Raw genomic sequence first — 22,476 nt, 5'->3', positions numbered from 1 at the left:
CGTTTGACGGGTCAAGCCGTTCTGCTTCCCCCATCAGGGAGAACATACGATGCCGTCGAAAGCGCCGCCGAAGTCAGCTGGCAAGACGTCCGCCGTGCGCTCACTCGAACATGAGCAGCATCACGAGGTGACTGCCGAAGAAGAGGAACTCGAGGAAGGCCTCGAGGACACGTTTCCGGCCAGCGATCCGGTGTCGATCACCTCGACCGCCATCCCAGGCGCGCCGGCAAGACCCGGCAAGGCCAAGACGGTGCCGGGTCGCAAACCGCGCAAGAAATAACCCGTTCGGCTACGCCAGGTTTGAACTCAGGAAAAGCCGACTTGCGCTGAGGAAAAAACGGGCGGCCGGGATTATCCTGCCGCCCTTAAATTAGTCGTTGTGCTGTGGTCGAGCCCGATCAACTTAGAACGTGCTCGGCACGATCCATGGGTTGATCTCGATGCCGAGACGCGGGCTCTTGGCCTTGACGTCGGACTTTTCGACCGAGCCGGTCACGGCGCAATCGAGCTTGGCATTGGTCGTGGTGTCGACGCAGGTGGCGGCGGGGGCCTGCTTGGTCGAGTGTGTGTTGTTGGCGGCGAAAGCCGAGCCGGAGAGAGCCAGCACGGTGGCGAGGGCGAGAAGGGTCTTGTTCATGTCAGTCTCCATCGGTTAAACTTTTTTCGTACATGTACGATACAACGTACACATACGTCCACCGAGATGGGTTTTCAAGTCGAAAAACGTACGCGTACGACAAATTTTTTTGAATGCCGAAAATTGCGGCGCACTGACACAGCCGAAGCTGTCAGGCCGGACGTTGAATTGGAGGGGCGGGGATGCTCAGCAGTCGACCGGGGTCTCGGTCAGCGGCGGCACATTCTGGGTGCTGAGCGTGGCGAGTGTGAAATCGCACATCCGCGTCACGAAAGCCTGTGGATCGCCGAAGGGGTAGAACGGGAACGTGATCAAAAGCGAGATGGTGCCGTGGCCGACTGCCCAAAGCATGGTGGCGATGGCGCGCGGATCGCCCTGCAGCTTGCCTGCAGCAACGCAGGCCTCGACCCTGGATATCAGCGCTTTCATCGCCGGGTTGGCCTCTTCCATGTCCTCATAGCTTCTGCCTTCCGGCAGCTTGGTCTTTTCGGTCATGAACACGGTGCGGTATTCGTTGGGATTGCCGAGCCCGAAGGCAGCATATTCGGTCATCACCGCACGCAAGGCCTCGATCGGATCGTCGGAAGGATGCTCCTCGATGCGGCGGGCAAGTGTTTCGAAGGCATCCTCGGCCAGCGCAAACAGGATGTCTTGCTTGTCGGCGAAGTAGGAATAGACCGACATCGGAGCATAGCCGACCCGCTTGGCCAACTTGCGGATGGTCAGGCCTTCATAGCCCTCTTCCTTGACGAGCTTGTGGGCTGCGTCGAGCAATTCGGAACGCAGTTCGGCTTTTTGTTTTTCGCGGCGTTTCTGGACGCTCAGTGGCAAGACCCGGTGCCTTTGGTTGGTTGTGCATGGCTAAATATATACGCTGTACGGAAACGGGCAAGGGCGCTGCCAGGGACATCAAAAAGCGACCCTCAAGCTATCTCTCGAATAGTCGTGTCCGTTCTGGTCTATTTCGCCAGCATCTATGTCACAGCATGTGTAACATGGGCGCTCGCAGGCAACATCGGACCGTTACAAACAAAGCCTATCTGGCGGCTCTGCAAGAAATTTCGGTTTTGGGGGGCCTCTATGGCTGCGATAGAGCTTTCGTCCGGGCTGCCGGGCGCACATCCACTTTCTCATGGCGCCAGGCTGGCGCTCAGGCGAGTCGTGATAGTCGCATGGCTGGCGATCGCAATCGGCTTCGCCATGGAAGCGCTTATTCTGACTGCCGGATTTGCGGCAGGTTCGCACCCGGCCCCGACCCAGGTTCTGATCGACTTGGCGCAAGGCGTGACCTGGTCATTCTTCGTCTGCGCCGGCGTCAGCCTCGGCACGGCGATCACCAAGGTGCGAGCCTCGCTTGGCGGCCTGATCGCCATGATCTCGGGGCCGCTGGCCATGGGCATCGCCAAAGGTACGCAAAAGGTGATGGTGAGCGCGCTTGATGTATCGGCAAAGCCCGTGATCCTGTCGCTCACCACGCTCGGTATGTTGCGGGCGATCGAGTATGGTTTGCTGGGCTGGATGCTGGCTTCGCTCGCATCCAAGGAAGAACCTCGCTCGCTGCATTTCATGCTGGCGGGTGCCTTGGCCGGCGCGGTGTTCGGCGGCGGGATCACGGCGCTGACGATCGAGACTGCCGCAGCCAAGGACATTGCGCTGGCATTGCCGCAGGCTGTCGCCACCGGCCTCATTGAGATCGTGTTTCCGATCGGATGCTCGCTGGTCGTCTACATCGCCCTGCAAGTCAGCCGGCACATGAAGTTCATTTCCAGCGATGCGCGCTAGAGCCGGATGATTTCAGGTCGAATTGACCTCAAATCTGAAACCGGCTCTAATCAAATAGATAGAGCATGATGTCGTCCGAAAACCGCTTCACACTTTTCGGCATCATGCTCTGTCTACAGACGGTGATCGGTTTGCGTCCTGTTTCCAGGCCGGTTGCCACCACCTCCGTATGGGCTTGCTCCCCGGTCGGGGAACGGAACTGATCCGATCTGTCATCAAATCGCGCCGACCACAATATCTCATTGTCGAGTCAGGTTCGGTCGATCAGGTTGGCGGAAAGGTGCGACAGCAGCTTCACCGCTTCGCCATAGGTTTTTGCCTTTTCGGGATTTGAGGCGTTGCCGTCGAGCGCCCGCTTGTAGACACCCTGGCAGATGGCCGCCAAACGGAAGAAGGAGAAGGCGAGGAAGAAGCTCCAATTGTCGATGCCGCCCAGCCGGCGCCGCCTGCAATAGGCCGCGACATAGGCTTCCTCCGAGGGCAGGCCGAGGGCGGCGCGGTCGACGCCGCCAAGGCCGCGAAAGCCTGAGGCGTGCGGCAGCCGCCATTGCATGCATTGATAGGCGATGTCGGCGAAGGGATGGCCGAGTGTCGACAGTTCCCAGTCGAGAACCGCCAGCACTTTCGGCTCGCTGGGCGCGAAGATCATGTTGTCCAGCCGGTAGTCGCCATGCACGAGGGATATCCGGCCGTCATCGGTCGGCATATGCGTCTCCAGCCAGGCGATCAGCCGGTCCATGTCGGCGACCGTGCCGGTCTCCGAGGCGCGGTACTGGCTGGTCCAGCGTGCCAGCTGGCGTTCGAAGTAATTGCCGGGTTTGCCGAAATCGCCGAGCCCGACCGCCTCGACATCGACATCGTGCAGGGCCGCAAGCGTGGCGTTCATAGCATCGTAGAGGGCGGCGCGCTCATCGTTGCCAGCGGCCTCCGGCACTGCCGGATCCCAGAAGATGCGGCCGTCGAGAAAGTCCATGACGTAGAACATGCGGCCGATCGGCGTCGCCTCCGCCGACAGATGCAGCATCGCCGGCACCGGCACGGCGGTGCCGGCCAGGGCCTTCATGACCGTGAATTCGCGGTCGACCTGATGCGCCGATTTCAGCAACTGGCCCGGCGGCTTGGCGCGCAGGACATAGCGGCCGCTGGCCGCGGTCAGCAGATAGGTCGGGTTGGACTGGCCGGACTTGAATTTTTCGATTGCGGAAAGTCCGGCAAAACCCGGGATGTGCAACTCGAGATAGGGCGCAAGTTCTGTCTGATCCAGCGCATTGGCGTCGCCGCTCATGCGGTCTCCGGCTCACGCTCCATCAGCGTCAGCGTCAGCCAGCGCGCGGTCAGCGCCGGCTTCTTCGAGCCTTCGATCTCGATGGTCACGTCATGCGCCGTCTGCACCCAGCCCGACGGCCTGACCTTGACGTCGGCCAGCACGAAGCGGGTGCGGATGCGCGCGCCGGTCTTCACCGGCGCCAGGAAGCGCAGCGAATCGAAACCGTGGTTGACGCCCATCTTGCCCTTTTCCAGCGGCGGCATGGTCTCGAAGGTCATCGCCGAGAGCAGCGACAACGACAGGAAGCCATGCGCGATGGTGCCGCCGAACGGCGTCTCGTTTTTGGCCCGCTCGGGGTCGCAATGGATGAACTGGTGGTCGTCGGTGGCGTCGGCGAACTGGTCGATCATGGTCTGTGTGACCTCGCGCCATGGCGAGACGCCGACTTCCTTGCCGACGCTGGCCAGAAGCACATCGAGACTGATCGGTTCCACTGCGGTGTCCTCCCCTCGCCGCCGACCGCGGCTCATTCCTTGAACAGTGTCAGCCCATGCTGCACCGACTGCCCGCCGTCGATCGGCAGGATGGCGCCGGTGACATAGGAACCGGCACGGCTGCACAAATAGAGCGTTGCGCCGCCGATGTCATCCGCCACGCCGATACGGCCGATGGGGACATGGCTGCCGACATGTCTGGCCTTTTCGTCGGTGCCCGTGGCAAAGGCGGTCATCCGGCTCTGGAAGGGACCGGGCGCGAAGGCGTTGACGGTGATGCGCCGCGCCGCGAGTTCGATCGCCAGCGTGCGCGTCAGGTGGTGAACGGCGCCCTTGGACGCGGTATAGGAATAGGCGTCGTCGGCCAGCGGCTGCGTGCCCATCACCGAGCCCAGATTGATGACGCGAGCCGGATCGGCATCGCTGGCCGCGGCTTCCAGCAGCGGCAGCAATTCGCGCGTCAGATGAAAGACGGCGGTGACGTTGACGGCGAACACCTTGGCCCAGCCGCTATAGGGAAAATCCTCCAGCGAGGCGCCCCAGGATATGCCGGCATTGTTGACGAGGATGTGCAGCTTCTCGGTGCGCGCCTTGACCTCGCTGACCAGCGCGGCAATGCCTGCTTCGCTCGAGACGTCACCGGCGAAACCTTCGGCACTGCCGGAGCCGCCGAGCCCGTTCAACTCAGCGGCGACCTTGATGCAATCCTCGCCCTTGCGCGAGGCGATCATCACGGTAGCGCCGGCTTGGACCAAAGCGGTCGCCACCATGCGGCCGATGCCGGTCGCGGCTCCCGTCACCAGCGCTGTCTTGCCGGCGACTGAGAACAGTTCTTCCAGATAGCTCATCGCAATTCCTCCGCGCCTCTCTGCTCACGGTCTGGGGCGAAAGGGCTCGCGTTGACAAGGCTACCCGAAGTACGGTCATCGTTGCCACGGGTAAAGTGCCCCAGATGCGTGAAAGGGTTGGAGACCGATGGCGGACATGAATCTCGGCATGACCGAGCGGCTGAAGCCGATCCACGCCCGCGTCGCCACCATGGTGCGCGATGAGATCATGCCGCTCGATCATGAGTTTTTGAGCGAGGTCGGCAAGGGCGGCGACCGCTGGGTCTACACCGCGCGGCAGACCGAGATCCTCGAAGGGTTGAAGAAGACGGCCAAGGAGCGCGGTCTGTGGAATTTCTGGCTGACCGGGTCCGAGCGCGGCTACGGGCTCTCGACCGTTGAATATGCCTATCTCGCCGAGGAGATGGGCAAGGCGCATCTCGGCGCCGAGACCTTCAACTGCTCGGCGCCCGACACCGGCAATATGGAGGTGCTGGAGCGCTATGGCTCGGAGGATCACAAGCAGGCATGGCTGGCGCCGCTGCTCGAGGGGAAAATGCGCTCGGCCTATCTGATGACCGAGCCGGACGTCGCTTCCTCCGACGCCACCAACATCGCCATGCGCTGCGAACGGCGAGGCGACGACTATGCACTCAACGGCGAGAAATGGTGGGCGTCGGGGGCCGGGGACCCGCGCTGCGCCATCTACATTGTCATGGTTCGGACCGGCGGCGAAGCCGAGCCGCAGCACCGCCGCCATTCGATGATCTTGGTGCCGTCCGGTACCAAGGGCGTGACCAAGCTGCGGCCGATGCAGGTTTATGGCGACGACGACGCGCCGCATGGCCACATGCATCTTCGCTTCGACAATGTGCGGGTGCCGGCCGGAAACCTGATCCTCGGCGAGGGCAGGGGGTTCGAGATCGCCCAGGGGCGGCTTGGCCCCGGCCGCATCCACCATTGCATGCGCGCCATCGGCCAGGCCGAAATGGCGCTGGAGCTGCTGTGCCAGCGCTCGGTGCGCCGCGAGGCCTTCGGCCAGCCATTGGCCAAGCTCGGCGCCAATTTCGACATCATCGCGGAGTGCCGCATGGAGATCGAGATGGCGCGGCTGCTCTGCCTCAAGGCGGCGTGGATGATCGACCAGGGCGATGCGCGCGCAGCCGCGCCCTGGATCAGCCAGATCAAGGTCATCGCACCGCGCGTCGCGCTCAAGGTCACCGACGAGGCAGTGCAGATGTTCGGCGCGCAAGGCATCAGCCAGGACACGCCGCTGGCACGCTCATGGACGCATCTGCGAACCCTGCGCCTCGCCGACGGGCCGGACGCCGTGCACCGCCGGCAGGTGGCGCGCACGGAGCTCAGGAAATACACGCAGGAAAAGGTCTGAGTGGATGAAAACCCTCATCGCCCGCGATCGCGCCGCTCGGCCACCTCGTCTATGCCGACAATCTGAAGGAGCTGGGTCGGCTGGCATCGCGCCGGCAAGGTTCGGCCGGTCATCGAAGGCACTTATCCGCTGGCCGATGCCGCCGCCGTGGTGACGCGCGTGCTTGGCCGTGGCGCATCCGGCAAGCTCATCCTCAAACTGTAAGGAGCCCCGCCATGGCGATCCCCTCAGACATGAAAGCACTGCTGCTGACCGGCGACGGCTACACCAGGACGCCCTCCGGCAGTGCGCTGGAGGCGATGGAGCCGTATCTCAAGCTTGGCAGCATCGGCGTGCCGACGCCCGGACCGAGCCAGGTGCTGATCAAGGTCAGCCTCGCCTCGATCAACCCGTCCGACGTCATGTTCATCAAGGGCCAGTACGGTCAGCCGCGCGCCAAGGGCCAGCCGGCCGGCTTCGAGGGTGTCGGCACGGTCGTTGCCAGCGGCGACGAGCCCTATGCGAAAAGCCTGATCGGCAAGCGCATCGCCTTCACCACAGGCGTCACCAATTGGGGCGCCTGGGCGGACTATGCAGTTGCCGAAGCTGCCGGCTGCATTCCGCTGCTCGACACGGTCCGCGACGAGGATGGCGCGGCGATGATCGTCAACCCGCTCACGGCGCTCGCCATGTTCGACATCGTCAAGGAGACGGGCGAAAAAGCCTTCATCATGACCGCCGGCGCCAGCCAGCTTTGCAAGCTGATCGCGGGTCTCGCCAAGGAGGCTGGGTTCCGGCCGATCGTCACCGTGCGCCGCGACGAGCAGATTCCGCTGTTGAAGGAGATCGGGGCTGCCCATGTGCTCAACGAGAAGGCGCCGGATTTCAAGGCAGCACTACGCGATGTGGTCAAGGCCGAGCAGCCGCGCATCTTCCTCGATGCCGTGACCGGGCCGCTGGCCTCGGCGATCTTCGACGCCATGCCGAAGCGCTCGCGCTGGATCATCTATGGACGGCTCGATCCGGACACCACTGTCATCCGTGAGCCCGGCCAGATGATCTTCCAACACAAGCACATTGAAGGCTTCTGGCTGGTCGAATGGATGCGCCAGTTCCGCGACAAGCGCTGCCCGGCGATCATGGAAGCACAGAAGCGCTTTTCGGATGGGCGCTGGTCAACCGACGTGACGGCGGTGCTGCCGCTGGATGAGGCGATGGCGAAGGCCCCGGCGGAGCTGGCCAAGCCGAACGGGAAGGTGTTTATTAGGCCGTGACTTTCTACCCTCCCCCTTGTGGGGAGGGTCGACGAAAGAGCAATTTTGCTCTTTCGTCGGGGTGGGGGTCTTGGCTCCTACCTCTGTTATTCGCGGGAGCGCTGGACCGACGTTAGTTGGCGCTGCACCCCCACCCCGGACCTGCGGTCCGACCCTCCCCACAAGGGGGATGGTAAGCGGAGCTACTCCGCCGGCTCGACATTGGCGTACGCCGCTTCCTCAAGCTCCCGCTTCAGCCTCGCTTCCTCATGCGTCTTCGGCGTGACGAAGCGGCCGAGCAGGAGGTAGGCGACCGGGGTCAGGAACAGCGTCGAGACGGTGGCGAGACCCAGCCCGCCGACAATGACCCAGCCGAGCGCGATGCGCGCTTCGGCACCGGCGCCGGCGGCCAGCACCAGCGGGACCCCGCCGAGAATGGTGCAGATCATCGTCATCATCACCGGCCGCAGGCGGATGATCGAGGCCTGCTCGATCGCCTCGCGCACGCCGAGGCCGCGGTCGCGCAGCTGGTTGGCGAATTCGACGATGAGGATGCCGTTCTTGGCCATGACGCCGACCAGAAGCACGAGGCCAATCTGGCTGTAGGCATTGAGGCTGGTGCCTGACAAAAGCAGCGCAAAGATTGCGCAGGCAAGGCCGAGGGGGACCGTCGCCATGATGATGACGGCGCTGACGAAGCTTTCGAACTGGGCGGCGAGCACCAGGAGGATGATGACCAGCGCGAAGCCGAAAATGGTGATCATGGCGCTGTTGGTCTCGCCGAGCGTCGCGGCTTCGGCCAGCGGCAGGACGCGGCTGCCCGGCGGCAGCAGCGGGGCGGCGATCTGCTCGGCAACGCCGAGCGCGTCACCCAGTGCGAAATTGCCGTTCAGGTTCGAGGTGATCGCCACCGAAGGCTGCTGCTGTTCGCGGGTCAGCGACGGCGGCACGGCGCGCTCGGTCAGCGTGGCGATGGTCGACATTGGCACGAAGCGGCCGTCGGCGGTCTTCAGGAAGATGTTTTCCAGATCGGTCGGATCATTGATCGGGTTGGTGGTCGAGACCAGCTTCACGCCATAGCTGCGGTCGGCGATGTAGACATCGACGACATCGTTGCCGTCGAGCATCGCCTGCAAGGTGTTGGCGAGACCCGATATGTCGATGCCGAGATCGGAGGCGCGCTCGCGGTCGATCGCCACCGCCAGCTGCGGCTGCGTCGGGTCGATGGAAAGCCGCGGCGTCTGGAAGCGCGGATCGGCCTGCATCCGGGCGATGATCTTCACCGCCGCGTCGCCGAGCGCCTTGCGGTCGTTGCCGACCAGCGCGAATTGCAGGCCGTTGCCGGCGCCGCGAATGCCGAGGCTATTGGCCTGCACCGGGAAGATGCGCACGGATGGCACCTGCCGGGTCAGCTGGCTTATCTGCGCCATGATCTCCTGCTGGCTGCGCGTGCGCTCGTCCCACGGCGCCAGCGTCATCACCATGAAGCCGGAATTGTAGGCGCCGTTCTGGCCGGCGTTTTCGAAGGTCGAGACGATCTCGCCGGAATCGCGCAGCGGCTGGATCAGCCGCTCGATCTTCTGCATCTGCTGCGTGGTGTAATCGAGGCTGACGCCTTGCGGCGCGTTGATGCGCAACAGCACGACGGCGCGGTCCTCGCTCGGCGTCAGTTCCTGGCGGATGGTGCCGAACAGGCTGAAGGCGACGCCCGCAAACAGCACCGCAACCAGCAGCACGATCCACGGCGCGCCGAGGCAGGCATGCAGGGCGCGCTTGTAGGCCGCGTTCAGCGCGCCACCGACGCGCGCGCCAATGCCGTGACCGCCTTCATGGTGGAGCGATGCGCCGGTCAACATGCGCGAGGCCAGCATCGGGCACAGCGTCAGCGCCACCACGCAGGAGAGCAGCACCGACATGGCGAGGACGAAGCCGAATTCGCGAAACAGGCCGCCGGTCTGTCCCGGCAGGAAGGAGATCGGCACGAAAACGGCAACGAGCGTCAGCGTCGTGGCGATGACTGCGAAGAACACTTCTTGGGCGCCGAGCACGGCGGCGGCACGAGGCCCCATGCCTTCGTTGCGCCGTCGCACGATGTTTTCCAGAACGACGATGGCGTCGTCGACGACAAGGCCGGTTGCCAGCACCAGCGCCAGAAGCGTCAGGATGTTGATGGAGAAGCCGGCGAGATAGATGGCGGCGATGGTGCCAATCATGGCGACCGGCATTGACAGACCAGGGATCAGCGTCGCGCGCCAGTCGAGCAGGAAGATGTAGATGACGATCAGCACCATGGAGATCGACAGGCCGAGCGCGATCTCGACCTCGTGCACGGCGCCGTTGACGAAGACTGCGTCGTCGCTGGTGATCTTGATCGACATGCCCTTGGGCAGGTTTTCCTGCAGCTTGGCGACGGCTGCCTTCACTCCGGTGGAAATATCCAGCGTGTTCGATTCCGCCTGGCGGATGATGCCAAGGCCAATGCCGGTCTTGCCGTCGGAGCGCAACGAGGTCTGGCCGATGTCGGGACCGAGCGTGACGGTGGCGACGTCGCGGATGCGCGTCGTGCCGCCGATGATGATGTTTTCGAATTCTTCCGGCGTCGTCACATCGGCCGTGGTGCGGACGATGAGATCCTGGTTGGTGGTGGTGATCGAACCGGCTGGTGAATCGAAAGCGACCGAGGCAAGCGCTGCCCTCAGATCGGCCACAGTGAAGCCGAGGCTGGCGAGCTTGTTCTGGTCGACATCGATGCGGAAGATCTTGTCGCGGTCGCCATAGACCTGAACGTCGGCGACGCCAGGCACGGCAGCCAGTTCGTCCTCGATCTGGTCCTGGACGATCACCGTCATGTCCTGCACCGACATGGTGTCGGAGGTGACGGCCAGTCGCATCACGGCATCGGAATTGGCATCGGCCTTGACGATGCGCGGCGGGTCGGCGGTCTCCGGTATCATGTTGGCGACACGGCCGACCGCGTCGCGCACGTCGGAGGCGGCGACGTTCAAATCGACGCCGTCGTTGAACTCGATGGTGACGCGGCTCTGGCCGAAGGAAGAGGTCGACGAGATCGACTTGACGCCGGAGACGCGGGCGACCGCGCCCTCGATGGTGTCGGTCAGTTCACGGTCGACGGTTTCGGCGGCGGCACCCTCGAAGGCCGTCGACACGGTGACCACGGCGCGGTCGACATCGGGCAGTTCGCGGATTTCGACGCCATAGAAAGCGGCAAGGCCGGCCACTGCGATCAGCGTGTTCAGCACGAAGGCCATAACCGGCCTGCGGATGAAGAGTGCGGTGAAGCCGGTTTCGCTGGCGGTGCTGACGGGTGCAGTCATGAGCCTTCGGCAGCTTCCGCGGCGCGCTGATCCTGGCCGGCGATGCGGACCGCGCCGCCTTCGCTGACGCTCTGGGTGCCTTCGGTGACGACCATGTCGCCATCCTCGATCTCAGCGTCGATCAGCACCGTCTCAGTGTTGCGCTGGATGATGCGCACGGGAACGCGCCTGGCCTTGCCGTCCTCGACCTGCCAGACATAGGCGCCGTCGGAACCCCACAGGATTGCCAGCGGGCTGACGGCCGGATAGGTGTCGCCGGGGAAGCGCATGGTGATGCCGAACGACATGCCGGCGCGCAGCGAATCCGCCGGATTGGCGATTGCAGCCTTGACCAGCAGGGTGCGGCTCTTTTCGTCGATGTGGTTGTCGATGGCCGACACAGTGCCGGTATAGGCCTTGCTCGGATTGGCGATCGGCGTCGCCGACAGTTGCGCGCCGACCTTGACGGCGGCGGCGAAGCGCTCGGGCACCAGGAAATCGACCAGGATGGAGGAGCGGTCGTCAAGCGTGGCGATCGCCGACTGGCTGGTGACGTAATTGCCGGCCGATATCGGCAGGATGCCGACCGTGCCGGCGATAGGGGCGACGATCGAACGACGCTGCAAGGCGAGTTCGGCATCCTGCAGCGCCAGTTTGGCGCCGGCCAGCACCACTTGGGCATCGGCGACGGCGACCGGGGTCGCGGCGTTGGAGGCCCTCAATGATTTCACCCGCTCGAGCTTGTCCTGGGCATCCTGCAAGGCAAGCTTGGCACGATCTTGCGAGATCACCTCGGTCTCGGAATCGAGAACAGCGATGATCTGCCCCTTGTCGACGCGGGTGCCGGATTGGACGAGAAATTCAACGAGGCGCCCAGAGCTGTATGGGTTGACCGTCACCGAGGCGTTGGCGCGGCCGGTGCCGATCGCCTGCAGGCGATCGTTGATGGTGGCGGTGGTCGCCGGCAAGGCGACGACATTTGCCGGGCGGCCGGCAGCGTTGCGGCCGCCTGCCTGTTTTGTCGTGTCGACCGCACCGGTTGTGGCGGGCGCCGAAGCATAGGTCCAGTCGATGCCCCAGCGTGCTAGAACCTCCGGCGCGCCCGGGAAGAATCGCGCCCAGGCGAGGACAGCCGCGACCAGGATCACAAGCGCAAAAACGATCTGTTTCCAGGCGGCCATCGACACTCCGGTTGGCAAAACGTCTACCGGTTTCGCCAAGCAAAAAAACGCGCAGCGACGCACCCGGTATGTGCGAAGCCGCCGCAATATCATGGCTTTATGGCAATTCTGCCGCTTCCATGCACATTAAATCTGCGTAATTTTGCGCACCTGCGGCGGGGATTGAACGTGTCAGCGCAGGCTTTCGAGGTCGCGGATGCGCCTGGCGCTGTCGGCCTCGAGCTGCCTCGTGACGGCGCCGATCAGCGTCTCGGCGACAACGAACAGAGCGGCCGAAGAGTCCCACGCCGAAGGCACGGCGGTGCGTCCGGCAATGACATGGCGGGCAAAGCGGGCGATCGGCGATAGCCACTGGTCGGTGAACAGCACGATCTGAACGCCGCGCTGATGCGCGGTCTGGGCAAAGCGGACCAGACTGTCCTGGTAGCGCCTGATGTCGAAGATCACCAGCACGTCGCGCTTGCCCATGTCGATCAGCCGGTCGCGCCAGATGCTCTCCTGGCCGGCAAGGTGATAGACATCGGGCTGGATGATGGCGAGGTGGGCGGCCATGTAGCGTGCCAACGGATCGGTGAAGCGGCCGCCGATCAGGAATGTCTTGCCGCGCCGGTCGGCAAGCCTTGCGGCGATGTCGGCAAGCTGTCTGTCGGAGAGATGCCTGAAGGTCTCGCGCATATTGTCCAGCGTCGCCTCCAGCATTGGCGATACTGCACCGCTTGGGGAGGCCGGGTTGAGCGTGCGCGATGCCGGCGACTGCAATTGCGCCGCCAGTTCGTCCTGCAGCGCCGACTGGAATTCGGGATAGTTCTGGAACCCCAGCCTGGAGACAAAGCGCAGGATGGTCGGCGACGATACGCCGGCGGCGGTCGAGAACTCGGCGACCGTCTTCAGCCCGATCAGCGGATAGTTCGCAATCAGTGTCTGCGCGGCGCGGCGCTCGCCGGCCGGCATCGTGCCGATGCGGTCCGAAATCAGTTCGGCAATGCTGGAAATCATCGTTTTCCCCACCCCTGAGCCCGTCCAGACCGCTTCCCCGAAATCGCGTTGACAAAGCCGGACAAACTGTATGAAATCATCCACAGGGACGCAATGAGGCAAAATACGTAACATAAGATACAGCGCTCCCCAGGGGACGGCAGACTATGGAGAGAGCACGGCCCGCCAGCCTTGCATCGTCTGATACCGTAGGGGTGACGAACCCCGGCGGGTCCAGCCCTTTCGTGCTGACCTGCGACCACGCTTCCAACTTCCTGCCGTCCGAATTCGGCACGCTTGGCCTGCCGGCCGAGGACCTCTCCCGCCACATCGCCTGGGACCCCGGCGCGCTGCCGGTGGCGCGCCGCATCGCGACCGCCCTCGATGCGACGCTCATCGAAACCCGCATCTCGCGCCTGATAATCGACTGCAACCGTCCGCTCGAGGCACCGGACCTGGTGCCGCCGGTAAGCGAGACGACGGCCATTCCGGGCAATGCCGGCCTGTCGGACAGTGAGCGCGCCGAGCGCATCGCTTTGTCGTGGCGGCCGTTCCACGACACGATCGCATCGATCATCGACGACCGGCAGGCGCGTGGGCAGGACACCCGGCTGGTGTCGGTGCATTCCTTCACGCCGGTCTACAAGGGCAAGAACCGGCCCTGGCATATCGGCATCATCCATGATGACGACCGCCGGCTGGCGTCGCCGCTGATAGCGGCGCTGCAGCGGCTCTCCGGCGTCACTGTCGGCATCAACGAGCCCTATTCGCCGGCCGACCGCGTCTATTTCACTTTGGAGCGCCATGCACGCTCGCGCGGCCTTGCCTGCGCAATGATCGAAATCCGCAACGACGAGATCTCCGGCGAGACCGGGCAGCGGAAATGGGCGGATCTGCTCACAGGCATTTTTTCTGACCTGGAACCCGAGGAGGCCAAGGGTTCCCGGCGACACGCAATGGGAAAGTCAGTTCAATCGGCCAGCTAGAAAAACAGGGGACGAAAATGGCAGGACCGGACAAATCAGACGCTGAAAGATCGGAGGATGTAAAAACCCTCCATAGCATGGGCTATGCCCAGGAGTTGGCTCGCCGCATGAGCGGCTTCTCGAATTTCGCAATTTCCTTTTCGATCATTTGTATTCTGGCGGGCGGCATCACGTCCTTCCCGCTGGCCATGGCGACCGGCAGCGGCTTCGAGGCGACTGTCGGCTGGGTCATCGGTGGCGTCTTTGCACTTGTCGTTGCCGCGTCCCTTGGCCAGATCGGCTCGGCCTACCCAACGGCCGGCGGTCTCTACCACTGGTCGTCAATTCTCGGCGGGCGCGGCTGGGGCTGGGCCACGGCCTGGATCAACTTGCTCGGCCTGGTCTTCGTCGTCGCCTCGGTCAATGTCGGCGTCTACGCGCTGTTCAAGGACCTTGTCTGGTCCGGCGTGTTCGGCAACGACGTCTCCGCGTGGGGCTATCAGGAGCAGGTGATCGGCGTTGTGATCATCACGGTCGCACAGGCGCTGATCAACCATTTCGGTATCAGGCTCACCACCATGCTGACGGATTTCTCGGGCTACCTCATTCTGGTCGTCGCCGTCGTGTTGACCGCGATGTTCCTGATCTGGGGCGCAAGCTGGGATTTCTCGCGGCTCACCACCTTCGTCAATAACACCGGTGATCCAGGCGCAGGCTACGTTCCGACCGCACGGACGGCACTCGTCGCCTTCCTGATCGGCCTGCTCTACCCACTCTACACCATCACCGGCTTCGACGCTTCGGCCCACACGTCCGAAGAGACCCACAATGCCCGCGTGGCGGTGCCGCGCGGCATGATCCATTCGGTCCTGTGGTCGCTGGTGTTCGGCTTCGTCATGGCCGTTTCGTTCGTACTGGCCAGCCCCGATCTGGCAGCGACGGCCAAGGATGGCGCCAATGCCTGGTTCAATCTCTTCAACAACCTGCCGGCACCATTCCTGCTGAAGAGCATCATTGCCATCGCAATCGTGCTGGCGAACTTCATCTGCGCTCTCGCCGGACTGACGTCGACCTCGCGCATGATCTTTGCCTTCGCGCGTGACGGCGGCCTGCCCGGTTCGTCGGTGTGGAAAACCGTCAGCCCGACATGGCGCACGCCGGTGGCGGCAATCTGGCTCGGAGCGGTGCTCGCGGTCGCAGCGACATTGTACTCGCCGGCTTTTGCCGCACTGGCGGCCGGCTGTGCATTGTTCCTCTACGTGTCCTACGCCATGCCCGTGGCCGCCGGCCTGCTTGCCGAGGGCAAGAGCTGGACCGAATTCGGCCCGTTCCGCCTCGGCATCTGGTCCAAGCCGTTCGCCGTCATCACGGTGCTTGGCGTTCTGGTGCTGATGTATGCCGGCATCCAGCCGCCCTTCGACATCCTGATCAACTATGCCATCGGCCTGATCGTTCTGCTCGTGGTGCTGTGGTTCGGCATCGAATCGCGCCGCTTCAAGGGCCCGCCGATCGGCGCCGACATTGCTCGCCGCGCTTCGGAGATCGCGGCCGCGGAAGCAGCCGTCGGCCAGACGGCAGGCTAACAGCAAAGACGAGATGCTCCGGCCGGCGCAAGCCGACCGGGGCAGGGCCGGCCAGCTAAGAACGCAAAGGGGACTACAATGGCAGCACCGGGTTATTCAGACACAGACAAGGCGGAAGACGTAAAGCACCTCCATTCCATGGGCTACGCCCAGGAACTTGAGCGGCGGCTAAGCCGCTTCTCCAACTTCGCCGTTTCCTTCTCCATCATCTGCATCCTGTCCGGCGGCATCAATTCGCTAGCGCAGGCAACGTCGGGCGCCGGCGGTATCGGTATCGGCATCGGCTGGCTGGTCGGCTGCTTCGTTTCGCTCACCTTCGCGGTCGCCATGTCGCAGATCAGCTCGGCCTATCCGACGGCCGGCGGCCTCTATCACTGGGGTTCGATCCTCGGCAATCGCGGCACCGGCTGGGTGACGGCCTGGCTCAACCTGCTCGGCCTGATCACCGTGCTTGGCGCCATCAATGTCGGCACCTGGACGTTCTTCATCGGCGCCTTCGGGCCGACGCTCGGCATCGAGGGTACGCTGACCAATCAGATGATCTTCCTGGTCATCATCACTGGCGCCCAGGCCCTGATCAACCATCTCGGCATCAAGCTGACGGCGAAGTTGACCGATTTTTCGGGCTACCTGATCTTCTTCGGCTCGATCCTGATTGCGGTCGTCTGCCTGTTCTCCGCCGAGACCTGGGATTTCAGCCGGCTCTTCACCTTCCACAACTACTCGGGTGAGGCCGGCGCCAGCGTCTGGCCGTCCGTCTCGAACGCCTGGGTGTTCGCTCTCGGCCTCTTGCTGCCGATCTACACCATCACCGGCTACGATGCTTCGGCACACACTTCCGAGGAAACCATCAAGGCGGCCTCATCGGTGCCGCGTGCGATGGTGATGTCTGTTATCTGGTCGGCGGTCTTCGGCTATTTGTTCCTGGCCGCCTTCGTGCTGATGATCCCCAACATGGACGACGCCGCCAAGCAGGGTTGGAACGTGTTCTTCTGGGCCTTCGACCAGCGCGTCAGTCCCGGCCTCAAGGAGTTCGTCTACCTCGTCGTGTTCATCGCCCAGCTGTTGTGCGGCCTCGCAACCGTCACCTCGGCTTCGCGCATGATCTTTGCCTTCTCGCGTGACGGCGGCCTGCCGGGCTCGTCGGCACTGGCCAAGGTCAGCCCGACCTATCGCACGCCAGTGGCGGCCATCTGGACGGCGTCGGTCCTGTCGGTGCTGTTCGTTTGGGGTTCGACGCTGGTTTCGGTCGCCGGCACTTCGGCCTACACCATCGTCGTCTCGTGCACCGTCATCTTCCTGTTCCTGTCCTTCACCGTGCCGATCGTGCTCGGCATGGTGGCCTGGGGCACGCCGAAGTGGGACAAGATGGGACCGTGGAACCTGGGCCGTGGCATCTTCATGCTGTTCGGGGTCCTTTCCATAGTGTCGATGATCCTGATCTTCATCATCGGCATCCAGCCGCCGAACGACTGGGCGCTGTACATCACCGTCGGCTTCTTCATCCTGACGGCGATTGTCTGGTTCGCCTTCGAGCGCAATCGCTTCCAGGGCCCGCCGCTGGGCGACATCATCGCGGCGCGTCAGGCAGCGATCAAGGCTGCCGAACAAGCTGTCGGCGAAACCGGCCACTGACGTCACCATCATGGCCATGGCCGGCGTGCAGCCGGCTATGGTTTCGTCCTCAACGACCAAGCACTGGAGTGCCAAAGGAATGGCCGGAAATTTCTCGTTCGATCAGTTGAAGAAAGCGGTCTCCAGTGGCGAGATCGACACGGTGCTGGCCTGCATCGTCGACATGCAGGGGCGGCTCGCGGGAAAGCGTTTCCTGGCGCAGTACTTTGTGGATTCTGCTCATGACGAGACGCATGGCTGCAACTATCTGCTCGCCGCCGACATCGATATGGAGCCGGTGCCGGGCTACAAGGCGGCAAGCTGGTCGAAGGGCTATGGCGACTTCGTCATGAAGCCGGACCTTGCCACGCTGCGGCGGGTTCCGTGGCTGGAAAAGACCGCGCTGGTGATCTGCGACGTGCTCGACCACCACACCCATGACGACCTTCCGCATTCGCCGCGCGCGATGCTGAAAAAGCAGGTCAAGCGGCTCACCGAACGCGGCTATATCGGCTACTTCGCCTCCGAGCTCGAATTCTACCTGTTCAACGAGACCTACGATTCCGCCCGCAAGAAGCACTGGCAGGGGCTCGACACCGCGTCGCCCTATATCGGCGACTACCAGATCGGCATCACCACCAAGGAAGAAGGCGTCATGCGCCGGCTTCGCAACGAGATGGAAGCGGCGGGCATTCCGATCGAAAACTCCAAGGGCGAATGGGGCCCGGGGCAGGAAGAGATCAATGTGCGCTATGCCGAGGCGCTCGACATGGCGGACCGCCACGTCATCCTGAAGAACGGCGCCAAGGAGATTGCCGAGTCCGAAGGCAAGTCGATTTCCTTCATGTCGAAATACAATTACGGGCTCGCCGGTAATTCCAGCCACATCCACAATTCGCTGTGGAGCGCCGATGGCAAGACGCCATTGTTCTTCGACAAGAAGGCGGACTGGACTTTGTCCACGCTTGGCCAGCAATGGGCGGCTGGGCAACTGAAATATGCCAGGGAGTTTACCTGGTTCCTGGCGCCCTACATCAACTCCTACAAGCGCTTCCAGGCCGGCACCTTCGCACCGACCAAGATCATGTGGAGCGAGGACAACCGCACCGCCGGCTTCCGCCTGTGCGGTGAGGGCACCAAGGGCATCCGCATGGAATGCCGCATCGGCGGCGCCGACCTGAACCCCTATCTCGCTTTCGCGGCGCTGATCGCCGCCGGCCTTGCCGGCATCGACGAGAAGCTCGAACTGCAGAAGCCGTTCGTCGGCGATGCCTACCAGGCCTCGCGCCTGCCGGAGATCCCGAAGACGCTGCGCGACGCCACCGAGACGCTGGCCAAGTCGAAGATGCTGAAGCAGGCGCTCGGCGACGATGTGCTCGAACATTATGTCCACACCGCAAAGTGGGAGCAGTTCGAATACGACCGCCGCATTACGGATTGGGAACTGCACAGGGGGTTCGAGCGGTATTAAAACTTTATACAGCTTTAATGTTGACAATGTAGTGAAGTTAGTACCATATGGTACCTGTAAACTGCAGTGCGCTACATTGAGGAGTTTGCAATGTCCAAATATGCGCCGCTCAAGGACTTTCTCATTGCCCAAAATGTCGATCGCATTCCGATGTCATTCGCCGAAATCGAGAGAGTGCTCAATCTGCCGCTGCCCGCATCGAAGCAATACCCTGCATGGTGGAGCAACAATCCGAGCAACAATCCCATGACAAGGGAGTGGCTTGAGGCTGGGTTCGAGACCGAATCCGTCAATATAGGGAGTGGGAAACTGGTATTTCGCCGCGTTCGCAAAGTACCCATTTCGGCGCCGCCCAGTGGTAGCGTGCCTGCCGCGCCAAAGGAGGCGCGCGCGGATCGCCACCCCGGTTTTGGTTTCATGAAGGGCCTGATAACAATCGAAGCCGGATTTGATATCACCAAACCTTTCGATGACGAGCCATGGGACCGGGGCTATCTGGGCGGTGAGGCTGACGCGCGTGACGGCAAACTTGCGGTGCGTAAATGAGCGAAGAGCCAAACCTGCTTCTGGATACATGTGCGATGATCTTTGTCGCCAACGATAGTCTGATCGATCCGCACGCAAGCCGGGAGATTTCGGAAGCGGCCTATGACGGCCGTCTGTATCTTTCGCCGATGTCGGCATGGGAGATCGGAATTGGCGTAGCCAAGGGCCGGCTCAATCTGCCATTGGCGCCACTCGACTTCGTGGAGCGATTCATCGAGCGAATGTCGGCGAAGCTCAGCGCTATCTCACCAGCCATTCTGATTGCGTCATCCAACCTGCCCGGTCCGCCTCATGGTGATCCCATGGATCGGATACTGATGGCAAGTGCGAGAGCGTTGGACATGGTTCTGGTGACGCGTGACGAGCCCATCCTTCGCTATGGCCGCAATGGCCATCTGCGCACCCTAGCCTGCTAACTTGGAGTATCCTTTGGAAACCGTAAAACTCAAATCGCCCATCGATGGTTCGATTTACGCCGAGCGGCCGATCGCGACCGACCAGGCGATCAATGCCGCGGTCGAGCGCGCCAAGGCGGCGCAGGAGAAGTGGGCGCTGACGCCGATCGTCGAGCGCGGCAAATTTATGCTGGCGATGCTCGAAGCGCTGGTCGCGATGACCGACGAGATCGTGCCGGAGATCGCCTGGCAGATGGGGCGACCGGTGCGCTATGGCGGCGAGTTCGGCGGCGTCAGGGAACGCACCAATTACATGGTCGAGATCGCTGAAGCCGCGCTGAAATCCGTGCCGGCATCCAACCCGAAGGACGGCTTCCGACGCTATGTGAAGAAGGATCCGCTCGGCGTCGTCATGGTGATCGCGCCGTGGAACTATCCCTATCTGACCGCCGTCAACACCATCGTGCCGGCACTGATGGCCGGCAATACCGTTATCCTCAAACATGCGGCGCAGACGCTGCTGGTTGGCGAACGGTTCCAGCAGGCGTTCGACAAGGTTGGGCTGCCCAAGGGCGTGTTCCAGAATGTCGTGCTGAACCATGCCCAGACCGAGAAGCTGCTCGGCTCGGGCAAGATCGACCATGTCAATTTCACCGGTTCGGTCGGCGGCGGCCGCGCCATCGAGAAGGCGGCGGCCGGCACCTTCATGACGCTCGGGCTCGAACTCGGCGGCAAGGATCCGGCCTATGTGCTGCCCGACGCCAAGCTCGACCATGCGGTGGCCAATCTGGTCGACGGCGCCTTCTACAATTCCGGCCAGTGCTGCTGCGGCATCGAGCGCGTCTATGTGCATGAGAAGGTCTACGACCAGTTCGTCGAAGGTTTCATCGCCGAGACGAAGAATTATGCCGTCGGCAATCCGCTAGAACAGGCGACGACAATGGGGCCGATGGCGCAGGCGCGCTTTGCCGACCTGATCCGCGAGCAGAAGGCCGAGGCGCTGCGCAAGGGTGCAATCGCACACATCAATATGAAGGTGGCTAACGACAAGGCCGGCTCGCCCTATCTCGCGCCGGAAGTGCTGACCGGCGTCGACCACCAGATGAGCGTCATGCGCGAGGAAAGTTTTGGCCCGATCGTCGGCATCATGAAGGTGCGCAACGACGAGGAGGCGATCGCGCTGATGAACGACAGCCCCTACGGGCTGACCGCTTCGATCTGGACCGACGATATCGAGCATGCGGTGGCGATCGGCGACCGCGTCGAGACCGGCACCGTGTTCATGAACCGCTGCGACTACCTCGATCCGGCGCTGGTCTGGACCGGCGTCAAGGACACCGGCAAAGGCGTCGCCCTTTCGGCGCTCGGCTACGACAATCTGACCCGGCCGAAATCCTTCCATCTGCGCGAAGCCATCTGATTTTTTGAAAGACAAGACATGTCCAAGCTGATCTCCAAATGGAACTACCCGACCACCGTCCGCTTCGGCGCCGGGCGCATCAAGGAACTGCCTGAGGTGCTCGCTGCCACCGGCATTAAGCGGCCGCTTTTCGTCACCGATCCGGGGTTGGCGAAACTGCCGGTCGTCGCTTCGACGCTGAAAATCCTCGACGACGCCAAGGTATCCTATGGCGTGTTCTCCGAGGTGAAGCCGAACCCGGTCGATTCCAACCTCACCGCCGGCATCGCCGTGTTCAAGAAGGGCAAGCATGACGGCGTCATCGCCTTCGGCGGCGGTTCAGCGCTCGATCTCGGCAAGCTGATCGCGTTCCAGGCCGGCCAGACGCGACCGATCTGGGACTTTGAGGATGTCGGCGACTGGTGGACGCGCGCCAATTCGGATGCCATCGCGCCGATCATCGCCGTGCCGACCACTGCCGGCACAGGCTCGGAAGTCGGGCGTGCCGGCGTCATCACCAATGAGGCGACGCACACCAAGAAGGTCATCTTCCATCCGAAGCTTTTGCCGGCAATCGTCATTGCCGATCCGGAACTGTCGGTCGGCATGCCCGGCTTCATCACCGCCGGCACCGGCATGGATGCGCTGGCACATTGCCTCGAAGCCTATTGCGCGCCGGGCTACCATCCGATGGCCGACGGCATTGCGGTGGAAGGTGTGCGCCTGGTGTTCGAGAACCTGCCCAGGGCCTACGCCAAAGGCAAGGACCTTGTCGCGCGCGCCCACATGATGAGTGCGGCCGCCATGGGTGCTGCCGCCTTCCAGAAGGGTCTTGGCGCCATCCACTCGCTGTCGCATCCGATCGGCGCGCTCTACGACACCCATCACGGCATGACGAATGCGGTGTTCATGCCCTATGTCTTGGCCTTCAATCGCGACTCCATCGAGGAGCGGATTGCCCGGCTCGCTGCCTATTGCGGCATCAAGGGTGGCTTCGACGGCTTTGCCAAAGCGATCATCAAGCTGCGCAAGGAATTGAAGGTGCCGCATGCGCTGCCCGATCTGATCAAGGGGCTCGACATGGACAAGAAGCGCAAGGGGCTGATCGCCGACATGGCGGTGGTCGATCCGACAGCCGGCGGCAACCCGGTCAAGCTGACCAAGAAAGCAGCGCTGACGCTGCTCGAGAACACTATCGCCGGCACTGTCTGAGGCGGTTTCTGCGCCGGACGTGATCTAAAAACGAAGGGAAAGGAAGGGCAAGGGGGCAAAAAGCAAGGCAATAAACCATTAGCCGGGAAATTAAGTCGAGGCTAATTGCTACAGCCGGTTAAAAAGAGTTAACTTTTCGTACCGCCGGGGGCCAGTTTCAAAAAGCTTTCATCTGGCTGTCATATGAAACCG

At 62.8% G+C, this 22,476-nt stretch carries 20 protein-coding genes; 12 read left to right on the top strand and 8 right to left on the bottom strand.

Annotated features, from left to right (window positions below):
* The first annotated feature begins 49 nt into the window (after window positions 1-49).
* A complete protein-coding gene (locus NKI96_RS03935; RefSeq protein ID WP_023691851.1) occupies window positions 50-280 on the top strand; it encodes a hypothetical protein in 231 nt (76 codons plus the stop codon).
* A 123-nt stretch (window positions 281-403) separates the two neighbouring features.
* Here NKI96_RS03935 and NKI96_RS03930 read toward each other — a convergent pair whose 3' ends face one another.
* Complete coding sequence (locus NKI96_RS03930; RefSeq protein WP_023671148.1) at window positions 404-637, bottom strand: DUF680 domain-containing protein; 234 nt, start codon at window positions 635-637, stop codon at window positions 404-406.
* A 186-nt stretch (window positions 638-823) separates the two neighbouring features.
* A complete protein-coding gene (locus NKI96_RS03925) occupies window positions 824-1,468 on the bottom strand; it encodes a TetR/AcrR family transcriptional regulator (RefSeq protein WP_023671149.1) in 645 nt (214 codons plus the stop codon).
* On the opposite strand from NKI96_RS03925, the gene NKI96_RS03920 reads away from it, so the two are divergent.
* Window positions 1,394-2,419: a hypothetical protein gene (locus NKI96_RS03920; RefSeq protein ID WP_352803164.1), complete on the top strand. Its 1,026-nt coding sequence runs from the start codon at window positions 1,394-1,396 to the stop codon at window positions 2,417-2,419. The genes NKI96_RS03925 and NKI96_RS03920 overlap by 75 nt on opposite strands.
* Before the next feature lie 250 nt (window positions 2,420-2,669).
* On the opposite strand, the gene NKI96_RS03915 is transcribed toward NKI96_RS03920, so the two are convergent.
* The 3 genes from NKI96_RS03915 to NKI96_RS03905 are packed head-to-tail and all read right to left on the bottom strand — an operon-like array spanning window position 2,670 to window position 5,028.
* A complete protein-coding gene (locus tag NKI96_RS03915) occupies window positions 2,670-3,704 on the bottom strand; it encodes a phosphotransferase family protein (RefSeq protein WP_023740930.1) in 1,035 nt (344 codons plus the stop codon).
* Window positions 3,701-4,216, bottom strand: a complete 516-nt coding sequence (locus NKI96_RS03910) for a MaoC family dehydratase (RefSeq protein WP_280790892.1) — start codon at window positions 4,214-4,216, stop codon at window positions 3,701-3,703. Before NKI96_RS03910 ends, NKI96_RS03915 begins: the two co-directional genes overlap by 4 nt.
* On the bottom strand, window positions 4,213-5,028 hold the full coding sequence (locus NKI96_RS03905; RefSeq protein WP_023710918.1) for an SDR family oxidoreductase: 816 nt from the start codon (window positions 5,026-5,028) through the stop codon (window positions 4,213-4,215). Before NKI96_RS03905 ends, NKI96_RS03910 begins: the two co-directional genes overlap by 4 nt.
* A 127-nt stretch (window positions 5,029-5,155) precedes the next feature.
* Here NKI96_RS03905 and NKI96_RS03900 point away from each other — a divergent pair, with 127 nt between their 5' ends.
* Together NKI96_RS03900 and NKI96_RS03895 are read left to right on the top strand one after the other, a co-directional pair.
* Window positions 5,156-6,397 carry an acyl-CoA dehydrogenase family protein gene (locus NKI96_RS03900; RefSeq protein ID WP_023691847.1) on the top strand — a complete coding sequence of 414 codons (1,242 nt, stop codon included), beginning with the start codon at window positions 5,156-5,158 and terminating at the stop codon, window positions 6,395-6,397.
* Window positions 6,398-6,612: 215 nt separating this feature from the next.
* Window positions 6,613-7,650, top strand: coding sequence for a zinc-binding dehydrogenase (locus NKI96_RS03895; protein WP_352802997.1), 1,038 nt, complete (start codon window positions 6,613-6,615; stop codon window positions 7,648-7,650).
* A gap of 182 nt (window positions 7,651-7,832) precedes the next feature.
* Here the strand turns inward: NKI96_RS03895 and NKI96_RS03890 are convergent, their stop codons facing one another.
* The 3 genes from NKI96_RS03890 to NKI96_RS03880 form a co-directional block, all read right to left on the bottom strand.
* Window positions 7,833-10,964 carry an efflux RND transporter permease subunit gene (locus tag NKI96_RS03890; protein WP_023704042.1) on the bottom strand — a complete coding sequence of 1,044 codons (3,132 nt, stop codon included), beginning with the start codon at window positions 10,962-10,964 and terminating at the stop codon, window positions 7,833-7,835.
* The gene (locus NKI96_RS03885) at window positions 10,961-12,124 is read right to left on the bottom strand and encodes an efflux RND transporter periplasmic adaptor subunit (RefSeq protein WP_023691844.1); all 1,164 of its coding nucleotides are present in this window, start codon (window positions 12,122-12,124) and stop codon (window positions 10,961-10,963) included. Before NKI96_RS03885 ends, NKI96_RS03890 begins: the two co-directional genes overlap by 4 nt.
* 171 nt (window positions 12,125-12,295) lie before the next feature.
* The gene (locus NKI96_RS03880) at window positions 12,296-13,120 is read right to left on the bottom strand and encodes a MurR/RpiR family transcriptional regulator (RefSeq protein ID WP_023671160.1); all 825 of its coding nucleotides are present in this window, start codon (window positions 13,118-13,120) and stop codon (window positions 12,296-12,298) included.
* A 146-nt stretch (window positions 13,121-13,266) separates the two neighbouring features.
* On the opposite strand from NKI96_RS03880, the gene NKI96_RS03875 reads away from it, so the two are divergent.
* The 8 genes from NKI96_RS03875 (at window position 13,267) to NKI96_RS03840 (ending at window position 22,284) form a co-directional block, all read left to right on the top strand.
* Window positions 13,267-14,085, top strand: coding sequence for an N-formylglutamate amidohydrolase (locus NKI96_RS03875; protein ID WP_023691843.1), 819 nt, complete (start codon window positions 13,267-13,269; stop codon window positions 14,083-14,085).
* A 17-nt stretch (window positions 14,086-14,102) separates the two neighbouring features.
* Window positions 14,103-15,647: an amino acid permease gene (locus tag NKI96_RS03870; RefSeq protein ID WP_023691842.1), complete on the top strand. Its 1,545-nt coding sequence runs from the start codon at window positions 14,103-14,105 to the stop codon at window positions 15,645-15,647.
* Window positions 15,648-15,725: 78 nt separating this feature from the next.
* Window positions 15,726-17,282, top strand: a complete 1,557-nt coding sequence (locus NKI96_RS03865; RefSeq protein WP_023691841.1) for an amino acid permease — start codon at window positions 15,726-15,728, stop codon at window positions 17,280-17,282.
* A 79-nt stretch (window positions 17,283-17,361) separates the two neighbouring features.
* Window positions 17,362-18,732, top strand: a complete 1,371-nt coding sequence (locus tag NKI96_RS03860) for a glutamine synthetase family protein (protein WP_023691840.1) — start codon at window positions 17,362-17,364, stop codon at window positions 18,730-18,732.
* Between the two features lie 90 nt (window positions 18,733-18,822).
* A complete protein-coding gene (locus NKI96_RS03855; RefSeq protein WP_023691839.1) occupies window positions 18,823-19,278 on the top strand; it encodes a DUF7662 domain-containing protein in 456 nt (151 codons plus the stop codon).
* Window positions 19,275-19,694: a type II toxin-antitoxin system VapC family toxin gene (locus NKI96_RS03850; RefSeq protein WP_031196520.1), complete on the top strand. Its 420-nt coding sequence runs from the start codon at window positions 19,275-19,277 to the stop codon at window positions 19,692-19,694. Before NKI96_RS03855 ends, NKI96_RS03850 begins: the two co-directional genes overlap by 4 nt.
* A 13-nt stretch (window positions 19,695-19,707) precedes the next feature.
* The gene (locus NKI96_RS03845; protein WP_023691838.1) at window positions 19,708-21,093 is read left to right on the top strand and encodes an aldehyde dehydrogenase family protein; all 1,386 of its coding nucleotides are present in this window, start codon (window positions 19,708-19,710) and stop codon (window positions 21,091-21,093) included.
* 18 nt (window positions 21,094-21,111) lie between these two features.
* Window positions 21,112-22,284, top strand: coding sequence for an iron-containing alcohol dehydrogenase (locus NKI96_RS03840; RefSeq protein ID WP_023691837.1), 1,173 nt, complete (start codon window positions 21,112-21,114; stop codon window positions 22,282-22,284).
* Window positions 22,285-22,476 lie beyond the last annotated feature (192 nt).

Source organism: Mesorhizobium sp. M0292 (assembly GCF_040321695.1).
Taxonomy (GTDB): Bacteria; Pseudomonadota; Alphaproteobacteria; order Rhizobiales; family Rhizobiaceae; genus Mesorhizobium.
The sequence above is the reverse complement of the archived record's forward strand: the minus strand, read 5'-3'. Positions and strand labels throughout refer to the sequence as shown.

Bases quoted from the DNA above. Each gene is read 5' to 3' on its own strand.
- NKI96_RS03850 (WP_031196520.1), top strand. From the start codon at position 19,275: ATGAGCGAAGAGCCAAACCTGCTTCTGGATACATGTGCGATGATCTTT.
- NKI96_RS03880 (WP_023671160.1), bottom strand. From the start codon at position 13,120: ATGATTTCCAGCATTGCCGAACTGATTTCGGACCGCATCGGCACGATG.
- NKI96_RS03895 (WP_352802997.1), top strand. From the start codon at position 6,613: ATGGCGATCCCCTCAGACATGAAAGCACTGCTGCTGACCGGCGACGGC.
- NKI96_RS03915 (WP_023740930.1), bottom strand. From the start codon at position 3,704: ATGAGCGGCGACGCCAATGCGCTGGATCAGACAGAACTTGCGCCCTAT.
- NKI96_RS03890 (WP_023704042.1), bottom strand. From the start codon at position 10,964: ATGACTGCACCCGTCAGCACCGCCAGCGAAACCGGCTTCACCGCACTC.
- NKI96_RS03885 (WP_023691844.1), bottom strand. From the start codon at position 12,124: ATGGCCGCCTGGAAACAGATCGTTTTTGCGCTTGTGATCCTGGTCGCG.
- NKI96_RS03935 (WP_023691851.1), top strand. From the start codon at position 50: ATGCCGTCGAAAGCGCCGCCGAAGTCAGCTGGCAAGACGTCCGCCGTG.
- NKI96_RS03875 (WP_023691843.1), top strand. From the start codon at position 13,267: ATGGAGAGAGCACGGCCCGCCAGCCTTGCATCGTCTGATACCGTAGGG.
- NKI96_RS03840 (WP_023691837.1), top strand. From the start codon at position 21,112: ATGTCCAAGCTGATCTCCAAATGGAACTACCCGACCACCGTCCGCTTC.
- NKI96_RS03870 (WP_023691842.1), top strand. From the start codon at position 14,103: ATGGCAGGACCGGACAAATCAGACGCTGAAAGATCGGAGGATGTAAAA.
- NKI96_RS03860 (WP_023691840.1), top strand. From the start codon at position 17,362: ATGGCCGGAAATTTCTCGTTCGATCAGTTGAAGAAAGCGGTCTCCAGT.
- NKI96_RS03930 (WP_023671148.1), bottom strand. From the start codon at position 637: ATGAACAAGACCCTTCTCGCCCTCGCCACCGTGCTGGCTCTCTCCGGC.
- NKI96_RS03855 (WP_023691839.1), top strand. From the start codon at position 18,823: ATGTCCAAATATGCGCCGCTCAAGGACTTTCTCATTGCCCAAAATGTC.
- NKI96_RS03865 (WP_023691841.1), top strand. From the start codon at position 15,726: ATGGCAGCACCGGGTTATTCAGACACAGACAAGGCGGAAGACGTAAAG.
- NKI96_RS03910 (WP_280790892.1), bottom strand. From the start codon at position 4,216: ATGAGCCGCGGTCGGCGGCGAGGGGAGGACACCGCAGTGGAACCGATC.
- NKI96_RS03900 (WP_023691847.1), top strand. From the start codon at position 5,156: ATGGCGGACATGAATCTCGGCATGACCGAGCGGCTGAAGCCGATCCAC.
- NKI96_RS03905 (WP_023710918.1), bottom strand. From the start codon at position 5,028: ATGAGCTATCTGGAAGAACTGTTCTCAGTCGCCGGCAAGACAGCGCTG.